This window comes from Pseudomonas neustonica (genome assembly GCF_003797945.1).
Taxonomy (GTDB): Bacteria; Pseudomonadota; Gammaproteobacteria; order Pseudomonadales; family Pseudomonadaceae; genus Halopseudomonas; species Halopseudomonas neustonica.
On record NZ_RKKU01000027.1, the window covers coordinates 42833 to 60072 of the forward strand.

The 17240-nt window shown below is 57.0% G+C and carries 11 protein-coding genes; 5 read left to right on the forward strand and 6 right to left on the reverse strand.

What is annotated here, in order from left to right; translation table 11 throughout:
• Positions 1–157 precede the first annotated feature (157 nt).
• The 5 genes from EF096_RS16800 (at position 158) to cobA (ending at position 8095) form a co-directional block, all read left to right on the forward strand.
• Entirely contained in the window at positions 158–1369 is a 1212-nt protein-coding gene (locus tag EF096_RS16800) for a nitrate/nitrite transporter (protein WP_123890956.1), read from the forward strand.
• A gap of 1 nt (position 1370) precedes the next feature.
• Positions 1371–3038: a bifunctional protein-serine/threonine kinase/phosphatase gene (locus EF096_RS16805; protein WP_123890957.1), complete on the forward strand. Its 1668-nt coding sequence runs from the start codon at positions 1371–1373 to the stop codon at positions 3036–3038.
• 298 nt (positions 3039–3336) lie between these two features.
• A complete protein-coding gene (locus EF096_RS16810) occupies positions 3337–4581 on the forward strand; it encodes an NAD(P)/FAD-dependent oxidoreductase (RefSeq protein WP_123890958.1) in 1245 nt (414 codons plus the stop codon).
• Complete coding sequence (locus tag EF096_RS16815) at positions 4578–7283, forward strand: nitrate reductase (RefSeq protein WP_123890959.1); 2706 nt, start codon at positions 4578–4580, stop codon at positions 7281–7283. Before EF096_RS16810 ends, EF096_RS16815 begins: the two co-directional genes overlap by 4 nt.
• A gap of 29 nt (positions 7284–7312) precedes the next feature.
• Positions 7313–8095, forward strand: a complete 783-nt coding sequence (cobA, locus tag EF096_RS16820) for a uroporphyrinogen-III C-methyltransferase (RefSeq protein WP_123890960.1) — start codon at positions 7313–7315, stop codon at positions 8093–8095.
• A gap of 13 nt (positions 8096–8108) precedes the next feature.
• On the opposite strand, the gene EF096_RS16825 is transcribed toward cobA, so the two are convergent.
• The 6 genes from EF096_RS16825 to EF096_RS16850 form a co-directional block, all read right to left on the reverse strand.
• The gene (locus EF096_RS16825; RefSeq protein ID WP_123890961.1) at positions 8109–8507 is read right to left on the reverse strand and encodes a nuclear transport factor 2 family protein; all 399 of its coding nucleotides are present in this window, start codon (positions 8505–8507) and stop codon (positions 8109–8111) included.
• Positions 8508–8592: 85 nt separating this feature from the next.
• Complete coding sequence (locus EF096_RS16830; protein WP_218565783.1) at positions 8593–10389, reverse strand: ABCB family ABC transporter ATP-binding protein/permease; 1797 nt, start codon at positions 10387–10389, stop codon at positions 8593–8595.
• Positions 10390–10494: 105 nt separating this feature from the next.
• Positions 10495–11850: a hypothetical protein gene (locus EF096_RS16835; RefSeq protein WP_218565782.1), complete on the reverse strand. Its 1356-nt coding sequence runs from the start codon at positions 11848–11850 to the stop codon at positions 10495–10497.
• 166 nt (positions 11851–12016) lie between these two features.
• On the reverse strand, positions 12017–15130 hold the full coding sequence (locus EF096_RS16840; protein WP_123890963.1) for an efflux RND transporter permease subunit: 3114 nt from the start codon (positions 15128–15130) through the stop codon (positions 12017–12019).
• Between the two features lie 19 nt (positions 15131–15149).
• Positions 15150–16139, reverse strand: a complete 990-nt coding sequence (locus EF096_RS16845) for an efflux RND transporter periplasmic adaptor subunit (protein WP_158611307.1) — start codon at positions 16137–16139, stop codon at positions 15150–15152.
• A 142-nt stretch (positions 16140–16281) separates the two neighbouring features.
• The gene (locus tag EF096_RS16850) at positions 16282–17064 is read right to left on the reverse strand and encodes a dienelactone hydrolase family protein (protein ID WP_123890965.1); all 783 of its coding nucleotides are present in this window, start codon (positions 17062–17064) and stop codon (positions 16282–16284) included.
• Between the last annotated feature and the right edge of the window lie 176 nt (positions 17065–17240).

Below are 17240 nucleotides of genomic sequence, written 5' to 3' on the forward strand. Positions count from 1 at the left end.
CGTTTAGGAGGTAGCCAATGGCGGTTACCTACACAGACAACGACGTCATCCTCAACCTGGAGTAATTCCGGGCGTGGGGATGGCGTTTTTTTTTGCCCTGACGTCGTAGCTAGTACAGGCTACAAAGCGCGCCACACGGCGCAAAGAGGAGTGCCAGATGAACAATAGCTTTTGGAAAGCCGGCCACACCCCAACGTTATTTTCAGCGTTTCTCTACTTCGACCTGAGCTTTATGGTCTGGTATTTACTGGGCCCCTTGGCGGTGCAAATCGCCACCGATCTTGATCTCAGCGCACAGCAACGAGGCATAATGGTTGCCACGCCCATTCTGGCGGGCGCATTGCTACGATTGCTAATGGGTTTTTTAGCGGACCGTTTGTCGCCTAAAACCGCCGGAATCATCGGCCAGATAGTGGTCATCTGCACCTTGCTTTTGGCATGGCAGGTGGGCGTTAACAGTTACCAGCATACGCTCATGCTGGGCTTAGGATTAGGTTTTGCCGGGGCTTCTTTTGCAGTCGCGCTGCCGCTGGCCTCCCAGTGGTACCCGCCGGAGCATCAGGGAAAAGCGATGGGTATCGCCGGTGCCGGAAATTCCGGGACCGTGTTAGCAGCTATATTTGCGCCGGGCCTGGCCTACCTGTTTGGCTGGCAAAACGTATTCGGCCTTGCACTGATTCCCCTTGGCGTCACGCTGATCCTGTTTATTATGCTGGCCAAGAACTCACCCCAGCGACCAACTCCTAAGTCACTGGGTGATTACGCCAAGGCACTGCAAGACGTAGATAGCTGGTGGTTTATGTTCTTCTACAGCGTAACCTTTGGCGGCTTTATCGGGCTGGCAAGCGCCCTGCCCGGTTACTTTAGCGACCAGTATGCTCTGAACCCGGTAACGGCGGGTTACTACACTGCAGCCTGCGTCATGGCCGGCAGTTTAATGCGGCCGCTGGGCGGCGCGTTAGCTGACCGTATCGGTGGCATCCGATCACTACTGTTCATGTATGGCATTGCAGCCATTTGTATCGCTGTGGTCGGTTTCAACTTGCCGAACTCTTACGCCGCTCTTGCCTTCTTCGTTACCGCGATGCTTGGCCTTGGTGCCGGCAACGGCGCGGTCTTCCAACTGGTCCCCCAACGTTTCTTCCGTGAAATTGGCGTCATGACCGGACTGATCGGCATGGCCGGTGGTGTGGGCGGCTTTATCCTCGCGGCCGGTCTGGGGGCTATCAAGCAGCACACCGGCGATTACCAGCTCGGCCTGTGGTTGTTTGCCAGCCTAGGCATTCTGGCCTTGCTTGGTTTATATAATGTCAAACGTCGCTGGCGCACCACTTGGGGCGCTTCAGGCGCAACCGCGGCGCGGATCTGACATGACACTCAAGTTGAGTATCTGCGAAGCCACTGACAAGGGTCCGCGCGCGCAGAATCAAGATGCCGTGCGCGTGGTTACCCCTGCCCCGCTATTAGCCGCGAGCAAAGGGCACTTGCTCGCGGTGGCAGATGGAGTGAGCCATTGCCAAGATGGAGGGTTGGCAGCAAATGCCACCTTGCAGGCGCTCGCATTGGATTACTACTCCACACCAGAAACCTGGACCATCCCCCATGCCTTGGACAAGTTGCTCACAGCCCATAACCGTTGGTTGCGCGTCAATGGCGGTGGCCAACCGCTACTCACCACTCTCACGGCACTGGTGCTGCGCGGCGAACGCTATACGCTGGCCCATATTGGCGATTGCCGCGCGTACCTGCTGCGCGACGGCAAGCTGCGCAACCTGACAAGTGAGCACGTGTGGGAACAACCCGGCATGGAGCACGTACTCAAGCGCGCATTGGGGCTGGATGAGCACCTATTGATGGATTACATCGAGGGCGAACTGCGCGCACACGATCAGCTACTGATCGTCAGCGATGGGGTTTGGGCTTCACTCAAAGACAGCGAGATTCACGGCATTCTGCACGAACAACCTTTCGAGCAGGCGTGCCCGGTCCTGCTTGAACGAACATACCGCGCCGGCAGTCAGGACAACGCCAGCGCACTGCTGGTGCGTGTAGACGCGTTACCGGAGTCATCTCTCAGCGATGCATTAGCCCCATTGGATGAACGTGCACTGCCGCCTCAACTCAAGACTGGCCAGCCGTTTGAGGGGTGGGAAGTCGTCAATGTGCGTGCCGAATCCCGACAATCGCTACTCTACCGGGTACGCGATCCGTTGCAACAAACCTGGCTGCTGAAAACCCTACCCGCGAGCCTACAGGATGATCAGCAGGCGCGTCAGGCGCTAGTATTAGAAGAATGGTTCATGCGCCGAGTAGCCGGTGCCTTCACGCCCGAACTACATCCCCTGCCGCAACGCCGGCACTTGTATTACGTCATGCGTGAATATGCCGGCGTCACCCTGGAAGAGCAGCGGCGTCAGTTGGGTCTCCTCAGCATTCCGGCCTGGCGTGCATTGGCCGCACAAATGGTCAAGGCTGTCGGCAAACTGCACCAACGCAATCTCATCCATCGAGATATCAAGCCGGAGAACCTGCATCAGGGAGAGGACGGACAGCTACGCGTGCTCGACTTTGGCCTAACCTTCTGTCCCGGCCTAACCCAGCAAGAAACCGGCAGGGCACCGGGTACGCCAAGTTACCGCGCCCCCGAAGCATTGAGGGGCGCAGAACCCCACCCACAGCAGGACATCTACAGTACCGGTGTGACCCTGTACTTTTTGCTCACTGGGCATTATCCCTACGGCGAGGTGGAAGCCTTTCAACGGCCTCGTTTCGGCAAGCCCATTCCAGCCAGCCGCTACCGTCCGGATGTGCCGCCGTGGATCGACACAATGTTGTTACGTGCGGTCGCAGCAGAGCCCAAGGAGCGCTTTGAAACGGCAGAAGAATGGCTGCTGGAATTAGCAAAAGGCGAAAATCAGCCGCTGCACAGCTGTCATGAACCGCTATTGAAACGTGATCCCTTACGATTCTGGCGATATGTTGCCCTCACCTCCCTGGCCCTCAACCTGCTGCTGGTCGTTCAGCTGCTGACTCACTAGCGGCCCCCAGGCCATTGGGTCGCATGGCGCTCCAACACAGTGCGACATGCCACACCGCAGTGCAGCATGACAGCCAAACCATATACTGGACGGTGCCTCAAACCACTGAATTTGCTGGACTCAAGTGCATGGCACGGAACCTGCTTTGCACTTTGCATCGTTAATCAACGAACACAATGTGGGACCGTCAACGGCGACGACCCTGCTTTCCTGATCGAACAGGACTCGGACAAAGGCGTCCCTACTGCGTTAGCAGGGGGACGCCTTTTTTTGTTTTAGCTTCAGGCGGAGCAGCGAAATGCACAAGCTCAAACTGGTATTGATTGGTAATGGCATGGCAGGCGTACGTGCGCTCGAAGAGCTGCTAAAGCTCAATGCAGACCTTTATGAGATCACCGTGTTCGGTGCCGAACCCCACCCCAATTACAACCGCATAATGCTGTCGCCAGTACTTGCCGGTGAACAGGAGTTCAGCGACATAGTGCTGAATGATCTTGACTGGTATCGCGACCATGGCATCAGTCTACACACCGGCAAACGCATCGTTGCCATTGATCGTCGTAATCGCAAAGTGGTCGCTGACGACAATACTGAGGCGAGCTATGACCGTCTCCTGCTCGCTACTGGCTCTACCCCCTTCATACCGCCATTGCCCGGTAACGACTTGCAGTGCGTGATCGGCTATCGCGATATTGGCGACACGCAGCTAATGCTGGATACCGCCCTTACTCATCAGCACGCGGTAGTGGTGGGAGGCGGCCTGCTGGGTCTAGAAGCCGCCAACGGACTGACGTTACGCGGCATGCAGGTCACCGTGATCCACAAGGGCCAATGGTTACTCGACCGTCAACTGGATGAGCGCGCTGGCAAGCAGCTGCAGACCGCACTGGAGCGACGTGGCATACGCTTTCGCTTGGGCACTCCACCTAAGCAACTGCGCGGCAACAAAGGTGGCCGCGTATGTGCCGTTGACTTTAATGATGGTACCAGCGTAGCGGCCGACCTCGTCGTTATGGCCGCGGGTATCCGCCCCAATATCCAACTCGCCGAACGTGCTGGACTAGCCTGCAATGGCGGTATTCTTGTCAACGATACGCTGCAAACCTTCGACCCTCGCATCTACGCCATCGGCGAATGTGTTAGTCACCGCGGCATTGCCTACGGACTGGTCGCGCCGCTGTTCGAGCAAGCGAAAGTCTGTGCTAATCATCTGGCCAGGCTCGGCTACCAGCGCTATCTCGGGTCGGTAACCCCCACCAAGCTCAAGGTCACCGGCATCGACCTGTTCTCGGTGGGCGACTTCATGGGCGCCGAAGGCACCGAGAGCATCACTCTCAATGACCCAAGCTCCGGTGTATACAAGAAGCTGGTGCTTAAAGCTGATCGACTGGTGGGGGTATGCCTGTATGGCGATACCGCTGACAATAACTGGTATTTGCAGCTAATAAGTGAGGCACGCAGCATAGGACACCTGCGTCAGCACCTGATGTTTGGAAGGCCGGATCCGGATGACGTTATGCAGCAAACCAAGGCTGTCGCATGAAGCCGACGCAAACAACCGCTTCAATCTGCTGCTACTGCGGCGTCGGCTGTGGGGTACTCATTGAGCATGACGGCGAGCAGCTACTGGACGTCAGCGGTGACCCGAAACACCCTGCCAATCTGGGCAGACTCTGCAGCAAAGGCGCTACCCTGCATAAAACCGGTGATCTCGCCGCCCGTGCGCTCGACCCGGAGCTGCGCTTGGGCAAGGGGCTGGCACGCAGCCGAACCGATTGGGATACCGCCCTCGGCCACGCAGCTGACATATTCGGCCGTACGATCGCCGAGCACGGCCCTGACAGCGTCGCTTTCTACATCTCCGGCCAATTGCTGACCGAGGATTACTACAGCTTTAACAAACTGGCCCGCGCCCTGATTAGTACCAATAACATCGATAGCAACTCGCGCCTGTGCATGTCCAGCGCGGTCGTCGGCTATAAGCGCAGCCTGGGTGCCGACTCACCACCCTGCTCCTATGAAGACATCGAGCAGAGTGACTGCCTGCTGATTGCCGGCAGCAACATGGCCTACGCCCATCCTGTGCTATTTCGCCGCCTGGAAGCCGCCAAGGCAGCCAACCCCGCCAAGCGCATCATTGTGATTGACCCGCGGCGTACCGATACCTGTGACATTGCCGATCTACACCTGGCCATAGAACCTGGGACCGACGTCGCTTTATTCCACGGCATCCTGCACATCTTGCTGCAACAGAACTGGGTCGATCACGCTTTTATCCAGGCCCATACCGATGGCTTTGCGGACCTGGCACAGTTGGTTCAGGATTACGCCCCGGCACACACTGCAAAGCTATGCGGCATAAGCGAAGCTGATCTTAACCTCGCTGCCAGCCTGATAGGCACAGCGCCCAGTTTTTTATCAATGTGGTGCATGGGGCTGAACCAGTCCACGTCCGGTAGCGCCAAGAACAGTGCCTTGATCAATCTGCACCTGGCTACCGGGCAAATCGGCAAGGTAGGTAGCGGACCTTTCTCCCTCACCGGCCAACCCAATGCGATGGGCGGCCGCGAGACCGGCAGCCTGTCCAATCTGCTACCCGGTCACCGTGACGCAGACAACGCCGGTCACCGAGCCGAGGTAGCTGACTACTGGGGCGTGGATTCACTGCCCGCCAATGCTGGGCTATCGGCCGTTGAGCTTTTCGAGGCCGTGCGCACTGGCGGTATCAAGGCGATCTGGATCGCCTGTACCAACCCCGCGCAGTCCATGCCCAATCAGACGCTGATCCATGAAGCGCTGGTCGCGTGCCCATTCGTGGTCGTGCAGGAAGCCTTCTTCACCACCGAAACATGCCGCTACGCTGACCTACTATTACCCGCCGCCAGTTGGGGGGAAAAAGAAGGCACCGTCACCAATTCGGAGCGACGTATCAGTCACGTGCGTTCAGCCGTGCCGGCGCCAGGCCAGGCGCGAGCCGACTGGGCCATCGTCTGCGATTTTGCCCGGCGGCTTGAAAGGCAGTTGCGCCCTGGCCTTCCAAGCCTCTTCGGGTTCAGCAGCCCAGCAGAGATCTTCGACGAATACAAACAGCTGACGACCGGCCGCGATCTGGATTACAGCGGCCTCAGCCACCAGTTGATCGATGAGCTGGGGCCGCAACAATGGCCGTTCAACGTCAAAACGCAACAAGGGACGCAGCACCTGTATACCGATGGCAAATTTGCTACCGACAATGGCAATGCGCTCTTTGTCAGTGAGCCGTACCAGCCGGCCCGAGAAAGACGCGATGTGCGCTACCCACTTATACTCAATACAGGCCGCCTGCGTGATCAGTGGCACGGGATGAGTCGCACCGGCACCGCCGCCCAGTTGTTCGGGCATGTCGAGCAGGCGCTCCTTAGCTTGCACCCCGATGACCTCGACAAACACGACCTGCACGACGGCGACCTGGTTCGCGTAAGCAGCCGTCGTGGCGAATTGGTACTGCCGGTACAAGCGGATGAGCAGGTGCGCCCTGGCCAAGCCTTTTTACCGATGCACTGGGGTGATCGTTTTCTGAAAGGGCTGGGGTGTAACGTGCTAACTCAGCCAGCCTTCGACCCATTATCCAAACAGCCCGAACTCAAACAGAGCTGCATCAATATCCGGCCCGCCGAGTTGCAGTGGGAGCTGTTTTTACTGGTGGAAGGAAAGGTCCAGGAGCGCTTCGAGGCAATACGACCATTGTGTGAAGGCTTCGACTATCTGGGCATGGGATTGATCGGACGTGACCGGCCGGCGCTATTGCTGCGCGCTGCTTCGATTCAGGCGCCAGACGCCGAGCTACTAGCTCAGATTGATGCGTTGGCAGGCCTGGATAGCGGACCGGTACTCAGTTATGAGGATCCGGCCATGGCCGTCAGCAAGCGAGTCAGGCTTGACCAACAGCGCATTACCGCCGTGCGCTTGAGTGGTGAAACGGCGGCACGAAACTGGCTACGCAGCTTGTGGCTGAGCGGTGAGCCCGCTTCTGAGCTAAGCCGCTGGCTACTTGCCCCCATCAGTACGCCACCAGGCGCCGCCAGCGCCTGCGCAGACAAGACTTTGTGCAACTGCATAGACGTCAGCCAGAGCCGGATTTGTGCTGGTATTGAGCGCGGGCTGAATCTGGACGACCTAAAACAAGAGTTAGGTTGCGGAACGCAGTGCGGCTCCTGCGTTCCGGAAATAAAACGATTGATCGCCAGCCTGGCGGTACCGGCATGAAGAACACTGAATCCAAGGAGTATGCATCCATGAACCCGACAGTATGGCTGGTAGGTGCAGGCCCCGGCGACCCTGAGCTGCTGACGCTGAAAGCAGCGCGAATACTCAGCCAGGCAGAGATTGTGATGGTCGATGACCTGGTCAATCCGGAAATCCTTGAGCACTGCCCGCAAGCGTGCATTATCCGCGTGGGCAAGCGCGGCGGTTGCCGCTCCACACCGCAAGCCTTCATCAACCGCCTGATGCTGCGCTATGGCCGCCAAGGCAAGCGGCTGGTGCGCCTCAAGGGCGGAGATCCGTGCATCTTTGGCCGCGCTGGCGAAGAAGCCCTGTGGCTGCGCGAGCGCGGCGTGGAATCAGAGATTGTCAACGGCATTACCGCCGGACTCGCCGGCGCCACCCAATGCGGGATTCCGCTGACATTACGTGGCGTTAGCCGTGGCGTGACCCTCGTCACCGCGCACACCCAGGACGACAGCGAGCTGAACTGGCGAGGCTTGGCACAAGGCGGCACCACGCTGGTGGTCTACATGGGCGTAGCGCGTTTGCAACAGATTCAGGAGGGACTACTCAGCGGCGACATGCCGTCAGATACGCCAATAGCCATGATCGAACAAGCCAGCACACCGCAGCAACGTCAGCACGCTTGCAGGCTGGACGACCTTTGCGAACAGGCCGCGGCCTTCAAGCTGCAAAGCCCGGCGGTGCTGGTGATTGGCGAGGTGGTGTCCGCGGCGCTCGCAAGTGGCCAACTGAACCAAATGCTGAGCGCCGATCCAGAGCCAACAAACCTGCTGAACCCGGCCACCTAGGCCAACGCAGAGGTCAAGCCTTAGCCTTCATCGCCTCCAGCATCCGCCCCATGGCAGCGTGAATGGCGTTAACCGCTTTCAGCGGACGTACCATCACCTTGAAATCGACGATTTGACCCGCCTCATTCCACTGGATCATATCGACGCCGTTGATGGTAATACCGTCGATTTCAGTCTGAAACTCCAGCACCGCGTTATTGCCATCAATGACTTCGCGCAAATACTTGAAGTGACCAGGCGCATTCAGGGTCTGCATGGCAGCGGCCAGATACAGACGCGTGATGTGTTTACCAACTTGCGGTGTGTGCACCACCGGTGAGTGAAAAACCACATCGTCAGCCAATAAGTCATCCAAGCCCTTGGCGTCTAGATTTTCAACGATGTGATGCCACTTCTCAATTACGCTGCTCATGATTGCTCCTGGTTGTCCTTGTTGTTGTCTGCCCGCTATTTTTAAAGCGATTCATGCAAGGTGCAAGGGAGATTCAGCCGCTGAATCAGGTATCACTGGCTTCAGTCTGTTCGCGCTGTTGGTCTGCCCACAAACGCGAATAGGCGCCGCCTAGAGCCAGCAGCTCATGATGGCTACCCTGCTCGACTACTTGACCTTGATCCAGCACCAAAATGCGCTCAGCGTGAACAATGGTCGACAGCCGATGAGCAATTGCCAGGGTCGTGCGCTTGCGTGCAACTAGATTCAATGCATCCAGAATACGCCGCTCGGCGTGCGTATCCAGCGATGAGGTTGCCTCATCAAGAATCAGAATCGGCGGATCCTTGAGCAAGACGCGGGCAATGGCAATGCGCTGCTTCTCGCCGCCGGACAGCTTCAGGCCGCGCTCGCCGACTGGCGTCTCCAGTTGTTGTGGCAGGCTGCGCACAAAGTCTTCCAACTGAGCCAGGCGCAGCACCCGCCAAACATCGTCTTCGCTGGCGCCGGGCGCCCCATAAGCTACGTTGTAGCCGATAGTGGCGTTGAACAGCACCGTATCCTGCGGCACCACACCTATGGCCTGGCGCAGGCTGTGTTGCGTCACCTGGGTAATATCCTGCCCATCGATTTTAATGCTACCTGCACCAACGTCATAAAAGCGGAACAGGAGTCTTGCCAAGGTCGATTTGCCCGCCCCGCTCGGCCCAACCACTGCCAGGGTATGGCCTGCCGGGATGCGCAAACTGACATTCTTGAGTATTTGCCTGCCCGGCTCATAGGCGTGTGCTACCCCACTGAAAACGACTTCACCGGCGCTCAAGTTCAGCTGCGGCGCATCCGGCGCGTCGACAACCTTGGCTGGCGCTTCCAGCAAGCCGAACAAGCGCTCGATATTAGTCAGCGCCTCGCGGATTTCGCGGTAAATAAAGCCCAGAAAGTTCAGCGGCACAAACAGCTGAATCATGTACGCGTTGATCATCACCAGCTCACCGACGGTCATGCTGCCACCACTGACCTCTCGGGCGGCCATCACCATCATCAGGGTGACCGCACCAGCAATAATCAAGGCCTGACCAGAATTCAACGCGACCAGCGATAACCGGTTTTTCATGCGCGCCGCTTCCCAGGCTTGCAGATTCTGGTCGTACTGCTGTGCCTCAAAAGCCTCGTTACCGAAGTACTTCACCGTCTCGAAATTCAGCAGACTATCGATGGCCCGAGTGTTGGAGCGGTTATCCAGCTGATTACTTTCCCGCACAAAGCGATTACGCCATTCGGTGCACCAGATCGAAAAGCCGCTATACAGGACGACCGCACCCAGCACTGCCAGCGCATACCAGGCACTGAAATTGATCAGTAAAATAACCGTAATCAGGCCAATCTCAATCAGTGTTGGCAGAATATTGAACACCATGAAGCGCAGCAAAAAGCTGATCCCCGTGGTACCGCGCTCGATATCCCGTGCCAGACCACCAGTGCGGCGCGACAGGTGAAAGCCCAGATCAAGCCGGTGCAGATGCTCAAACACGCGCAGTGATATGCGCCGCATCGCGCGTTCGGCTACGCGGGCGAATACCGCATCACGCAGTTCGCCGAAAAATACCGAGGAGAACCGAAATATCCCATAGGCGGCCAGCAGCGCTATAGGAACCACGACTAACGCGTCTGTTGCAGAGTCAAAGTGATCAACAATCAGCTTCAACAACCAGGGAACGGCGACGCCCGCCAACTTGGCTACCAGCATGCAGAGCATGGCAGCCAGCACGCGGCCTCGAAACTCCTTCAAATAGGGCAGCAAGCTGAGGATGATCCGCCAATTGGTTGGACCAGCGGCATATTGACTATCAGAACTGGGGCGCACGGCGACTCTCATCAAACGGGGCGACTGGAAAAGCATGTGGGCCTGAACGCCGAAGCATTAGGCCCACAAGTATACCGCGAGGTCGGCGATCAAAGCGCCTCGGGATTAGTCCTCGCTTGGGATCGGATCGCTATTGCGGTCCCAGCCAACCATGACCAGCGTGGCAATCACACCCAGCGCCAAACCGGTCCAGGGATCAAAAAACGCGAGCCCTGCGCCAATCAGCAGCACCGTGCCACGCGAGGTATTGTTACGCGGAATAGACATTGCAACGTAAGCACAGGCAAAGGCCGTGAGCATCAGCGTCAGTGCCAGAGCCACATATAGCAGTGGCTGCAGGCCGGTCAGCAGTGGCTTGAGGAAGAACAACAGCGGAATACCCATCATGTAGTAGGAAATCAAACCACTGTGCAGGCTATCCATCGCCTCTTTACCCTGCGCCCAGCGCTGCACGATGATCACCTGCACGCCGGTCCACATGGCACCCTGAGTCGGGAAAAAGGGAGCAAACAAACCCAGCAGACCATTGCGAATACCGACCGAGAGGTGAGTACGCGTCGGATTGATGTCGATATGCTCATCCTTGCGCTTGGTCATACCGTCACGAATCACTTCATTACCGGTCACGATGTCGCCAAAGAGGATGACATAAGTGATAACCGCCAAGGGAATAGCCTGCACAAACATCTCGATGCTCGGCCAGCCAATAGCAAAGGGGGACATCTTGGCAAAAGCATCTGCGACCGGCGGGAAGAGGATGCCCCACTTAATGTCATAATCAATCTCGCCAACCATAGGGCCGACCAGCGCTGCGATAAAGAAGCCAGGCAACAGCCCTAACGCTGCGATCATGGCAACTGCGCGGTACTTCTCCTTGAGTTTTTGCAGGGGTAAGGAGAACGAGAAGATCAGACATACGCCACAGGCCAGGATGATGCTGACCGGCTGCTGGGAAAGAATCGAAGGGCTGCTTTCATCCCCCACAAACACCCGGTAAACCGCCGCAATAGCCGCGCCCAGAATAATGCCAGCCTTTAGCGTATCGGGTAGCCAGATGACAAACTTTTTTCCTAGCCCGGTTATGCCCAGCAATATCAGTAATACGGCAAAGTTAAGCGACAAGGCTGTCATGGCCTGAAACCGACTCACCGGGTCTTCGTATCCGGTTAGCACAAAGGTCAGCACCAGCGGTAGCGCTGGCGTAATCCAGCCGGGCGCATAGGGTTCGCCGAAGAAGATCAGCGCCGAACCGATCAACAGAGAATGAATCATCGAGACCGCGATGGCCTCTTCAAAACTCAAACCAAAGGCGCCGGTCATGATGGGCACCAACGCCAGACCGGTCGCTGCGGCTACGAAGAAGCCCTGTACGGCCTCCTGCCAATGAAATTTAGTGTGATAAAAAGGCATGCGAAAGGTAAAGGGGCCCCAGCGCCAGCCGGGCTGTTCGGGTCGAGACATTGCGTTCTCCATATCGATCATTATTGTTGTTTTAACGGGCGATCAAGCCGCTCGCTTTTAACGCATTATGCAGAGTCCGCGCTGCCTAAGTCAGGCATTCTGTCGTATATCACGCGGCCCTATGGCATGACGTTGACCGTAGTTATACCGAAGGTTCCAAGCCAACCTATTCAGCCTGCGTATTGCCGCCTTCCTCTGCCGCAAGGCGCTTGGCAGTAGCCTCTGGTGAACCGGTGCTGCGTGCTAGAAAACTGTATAGCACCGGGATCACAAAAAGCGTCAGCAACATTGACATGCTAACCCCGGAAATCACCACAATACCGATCACTGAGCGGGTTTCTGCACCCGCCCCGAAGGCCATCACCAAAGGTACCGCGCCTGCTACGGTGGTAACGCCGGTCATGAGGATGGGCCGTAGACGCAGCACACTCGCCTCCATCACGGCCTGATCGAAATCCATGCCCTGATCACGTAACTGGTTGGCGAACTCGACTATAAGAATGCCATTCTTGGCAGCCAGACCAATCAGCATGACCAAGCCTATCTGGCTGTAAAGATTCAGGCTATTACCGGTCAACCAGAGCCCTAGCAAAGCCCCACCAATGGCCATGGGTACGCCAAGCATAATGATCAACGGATGCACAAAGCTCTCAAATTGCCCCGCCAGCACTAAAAACACCACCAGTAGGCCGAGCACAAAGATAAACACCATGGAGCTACCCGCGTTGCGCAGGTCCAACGAATCGCCTTTGTAATCCAGCACCAGGGTTTCGGGTAGCAGCTCACGCGCCATCTGCTCGACCTTTGCCAGCGCCTCCCCTAACGGCACGCCTTCTGCCAAGGACGCACTAACGGTAATAGCCCGCGACCGGTTGTAGCGGTTAAGCGTGGTAGAGCCGGCCCGGTCCCGTAGCGTTATCAGGTTGGAGAGTGGAATTAATTCGCCGCTGGTATCGGAGCGCACATAGACATTGTTCAAGGCGCTGGGCGTGCGCTGGTCGTTACGTTCACCTTCGAGAATGACGTCATACTCTTCACCGTCATCGATATAGGTGGTCACACGGCGCGAGCCAAACAGGGTCTCCAGCGTACGCCCTACTACGCTGATATTTACCCCCAAATCTGCCGCGCGATCGTAATCGATATCAACCTGCAGCTGCGGCTGGTTTTCCTTGTAATCGGTATCGATATTTTCCAAGCCCGGATTGTCCTGCTGAATGCGCGTCAGCAGCATATCGCGCCACTCAGCCAGCTCCTCATAGCTGCCGGCGCCGCCAATAACCAGCTGAAATGGCTGCAACTGACGTCCACCAAAGCCCTGCCGCATGATCGGAAAGACACGTACACCGGTCAGGTCAGCCATGTCTCGCTGTACGTTCTGCATGATTTCCCAGCCGGAGCGGCGTTGCCCCCAATCATCCAGAACGACAATCACCATGCCGGTATTGAACGTGGTCACACCGCCAAATGAGCGCGGCGCGCGTACCAGCATCCGCGTAACTTCGCCGCTGTCGACATAGCTCGACATACGCGCCTCGATCTCATTCATGTAATCGTTCATGTACTCAAAGGTCGCACCCTCGGGCCCATTTACGATAATAAAAAAGGTACCGCGATCCTCGCCTGGCGTGTACTCACTCGGCAGGGTCTGAAATAACCAACCCGTGCCGCCAGCCAGTACCAGAAATACAGCCAGGGCAACCCAACGTCGCCGCAATACAACCGCGAGCATACGCCGATAGACTGCACGACTTTTCTGTAACACGTGCTCTACGGTGCGGCTCAGGCGCCCTTCATCGTGCGGCTTGAGCACTTTGGCGGCCAGTACCGGCGACAGGGTCAAGGCGACGAAGCTGGAGAAGGCGACCGCTGCCGCCATGGTCAGGGCAAACTCCGAGAATAGGCGCCCTACATCACCCTTAAGAAAGGCAATGGGGACGAAGACTGCAATCAATACCAGGGTGGTAGATACGACGGCAAAAGCGACTTGCCGCGTACCGTAAAAGGCGGCGACCAGGGGTGTTTCATCCAGCTCATCGATGCGCCTACGTACGTTTTCCAGCACGATAATGGCGTCATCCACCACCAAACCGATAGCCAGTACCAATGCCAGTAGGGTCAGCAAGTTGACGGTAAAACCAAAAATCAACAATGCAATAAAGGTTGCCATGATCGAAACCGGCAGGGTTACTGCTGGCACCAGGATCGCGCGCGGACTGCCCAGAAAGACGAAAATAGCGATCACCACCAGCACCAAGGCGATCAAGAGTGTGCTGTACACCTCCTTCACCGCACCTTCAATAAATACGGCGCTGTCGTAACTGGGTAGAATCTCCATCCCCTCTGGCAGAGTCGGATTGAGTTCGGCAACCAGTTGTTTGGAGCTGCGCGATACCTCCAGCGTATTCGCGGTGGACTGCCGCGTCAGGCCAATACCGACCATGGGTACGCCGTTGCCACGAAACAAGTTGCGGCTCTCTTCCGTGCCGCGCTCAACCCTTGCCACCTCACCCAATCGAACCAGGTAGTTATTGTCGCCACGCGATACCACCAGCCGATTGAACTGCTCCGCGTTGTTGAAGGCCCGGGTTACCCGTACCGTGAACTGCCGATTAATCGACTCAACCGAGCCAGCCGGGAGTTCCACGTTCTCACGGCGCAATGCCTGCTCAACATCTTCGACCGTAAGATTGCGCGCCGCCAGTGCCTCGTTATCCAGCCATACACGCATGGCAAAGCGTTGCGAACCTCCCACTCTGACACGCGCCACACCGTTAAGCGTAGAAAAGCGATCAACCAGATAGCGCTCCGCGTAATCCGTCAGCTCCGGCAGGCTCATGCGTTCGCTGGTCAGATTCCACCAGACGATCACATCCTCGTTCGCATCCAGTTTCTGTACTTCCGGCGGTTCGGCTGCATCCGGCAAGTTGCCTGCAGCACTGGACACCCGGTCACGAATATCATTGGCTGCTTCGTTGATATCCTTATCGATAGCGAAGCGTACGGTGATTTCTGATTGACCATCCTCGCTTTGCGCTTCAATGAACTCGATACCCTCAATACCCGCGATGCGCTCTTCGATTACCTGGGTGATCTGGGAGTCAACGACAGCGGCAGAGGCGCCCACGTAGTTGGTCTCAATAGTGACGACCGGCGGGTCAATGTCTGGGTACTCGCGCAAAGGCAGTTCGGAGAACGCGACCAAACCAAAGATGACCAACAAAACAGACAGAACCGTCGCGAAAACCGGACGCAGTACCGCGGTATCAGAAAGAATCACAAGCGTTTTACCATCATGGTTATTTTGTGTCCCTTAATGCGGACTGCACTGACTCGCCAGCCGCCAGTTCGGCTTTTATCCGCACAGGCTGACCAGACGATAGCCGAAACGCGCCATGGGTCACTACACGGTCACCACTCGACAAGCCCGACGTGATTTCCACCAATCCTGGCAAGCGCTCACCAATTTCGACCCGCACGCGCTGCACTGAAGGAGAATCGACGGCACCTTCGATCTGCATGACAAACTGTTTATCGCCCAGTGGTAACAGCGCCCCTTCAGGAATCACCAAGGCTTGGCGCGGAGCACTGGCAACACTGACGCGCATCAACATACCCGAACGCAGCAGGCGCTCTTCATTATCTAACCGAGCACGTACTCGTATCGAGCGGGTAACCGGATCAACCCGGTTATCCAGCGACACGATAGTGCCGCTAAAGGTGCGCTCCGGAAAGGCAGCTGCCGTAGCAGTTACGCCCAGCCCCGAACGTACCTGCGCCATGAGTGTTTCCGGAATACTGAAATCCAGCTTCATAACGCTGTCGTCCAGCAAGGTGGCGAGCGGGGATCCCGTTGACAGCAAAGTACCAATACTGATCTGACGCAAACCCATCACGCCAGCAAAAGGCGCCTTGATCAGTCGGTCCTTCAGCCGCGCTTCCACCGCCCTGAGTCGCGCCTGAGTCAACTCGAACTCACGTTGACGACCGTCCAGCTCCTGAGCCGAAACAAAGCTGCTCTCCACCAGTTGACGGGTGCGCTGCAGTTGCCGCTCAGCATCAGCCAAAGCAACCCGCGCCTCCTCCAGCTCGGCAATCTGCTCGTGATTGGTTAATTCAACCAGTACCTCTCCTGCCTCTACGCGCTGGCCATCAACAAAATGGATACGCGAAATAATGTCCGATACAGGGCTGGCAAGATGGGCTGTTTCATTGGCCTGCAGGGTACCTAACGCCTGAATATCACTATTCAGAGTGCGCTCTGCCACCGCCGTAACTATTACCGGCATTGCGGTATCCTGGGCGACTAGCTGCGTGGGAAAAAGACAAGCCAACAACAGAAAAGTTAAGCTTTTTGTCTTGCAAATCATTGGCATGCCTATTATTTCTAACGTGATCCATTAGCACTTAAAAAAGGTCCAGAATCGTGTTTCAGGGCGTCAGTACTTCATTGAAGAACTGACGCATAGCGCCGAACGCGCGCTGTGCTACTTGTGGATGATACTCAGCCTTGCCCGTCATCTTGGCGTAAGGGTCGGAGAAGGAATGGACCGCGCCGCCATAGCTGAACAGTTGCCAGTCAGCCTTGGCATTACGCATTTCGTCTTCAAACGCGAGAACCTGTTCTTGTGGAACAAAGGGATCATCAGCGCCGTGCAGGACCAGCACGGGCATCTTGATCGCGTCGGCGTCCGCTGGCTCAGGCGTATCCAGATTGCCATGGAATGACACCACGCCTTTGATTTCAGTCCCCGAACGGGCCAGTTCCAGTACCGTACCTCCGCCGAAGCAGAAGCCAATGGCAACCAGATTGTCGGTTTGCAGCGGCACCTTCTTAGCCTGCTCACGCAACACATCCAGAGCGGCATTGACCCTGTGCCGCATCAGCGGTCGGTCAGAGCGCACCACGGTGGCAGCGGCGCCCGCCTCATCCGCGTTCTGTGGGCGAATGTCCTTGCCATACATATCAGCAACAAAAACCACATAGTCAGTACCCGCGACCTTGGCTGCTTTTTCTGCCGCCTGCTCAGTAACCCCTATCCAGTTAGGCACCATAAGCACGCCAGGACGCGGATCACTCACGCTGTCATCAAATACCAGCAGGCCTTCATAGGCCTCGCCGTCAATCTCGTAAGCTACGTTTTCAACGGTCATTTCTGCCTGCGCCATGGTTGCCACACCGGTCATTACCAGCGCGCTTAATGTCTTTTGCATGAGCTGTGTCCTTGCTGCGTTGCCGAGAAAACCCAGCATAACCGCATACGATCGAGTAGGGAGCGGGATTACTCCCGCCGCCCTCTCACACCACCGTACGTGCGGTTCCGCATACGGCGGTTCATGACTGACACTGAAGGCGCCGCTGGGTATCCAGCAGCGAGATCAATCCCAAG

Bases quoted from the DNA above. Each gene is read 5' to 3' on its own strand.
- EF096_RS16845 (WP_158611307.1), bottom strand. From the start codon at position 16,139: ATGCCGGTAATAGTTACGGCGGTGGCAGAGCGCACTCTGAATAGTGAT.
- EF096_RS16815 (WP_123890959.1), top strand. From the start codon at position 4,578: ATGAAGCCGACGCAAACAACCGCTTCAATCTGCTGCTACTGCGGCGTC.
- cobA (WP_123890960.1), top strand. From the start codon at position 7,313: ATGAACCCGACAGTATGGCTGGTAGGTGCAGGCCCCGGCGACCCTGAG.
- EF096_RS16850 (WP_123890965.1), bottom strand. From the start codon at position 17,064: ATGCAAAAGACATTAAGCGCGCTGGTAATGACCGGTGTGGCAACCATG.
- EF096_RS16810 (WP_123890958.1), top strand. From the start codon at position 3,337: ATGCACAAGCTCAAACTGGTATTGATTGGTAATGGCATGGCAGGCGTA.
- EF096_RS16800 (WP_123890956.1), top strand. From the start codon at position 158: ATGAACAATAGCTTTTGGAAAGCCGGCCACACCCCAACGTTATTTTCA.
- EF096_RS16835 (WP_218565782.1), bottom strand. From the start codon at position 11,850: ATGTCTCGACCCGAACAGCCCGGCTGGCGCTGGGGCCCCTTTACCTTT.
- EF096_RS16825 (WP_123890961.1), bottom strand. From the start codon at position 8,507: ATGAGCAGCGTAATTGAGAAGTGGCATCACATCGTTGAAAATCTAGAC.
- EF096_RS16805 (WP_123890957.1), top strand. From the start codon at position 1,371: ATGACACTCAAGTTGAGTATCTGCGAAGCCACTGACAAGGGTCCGCGC.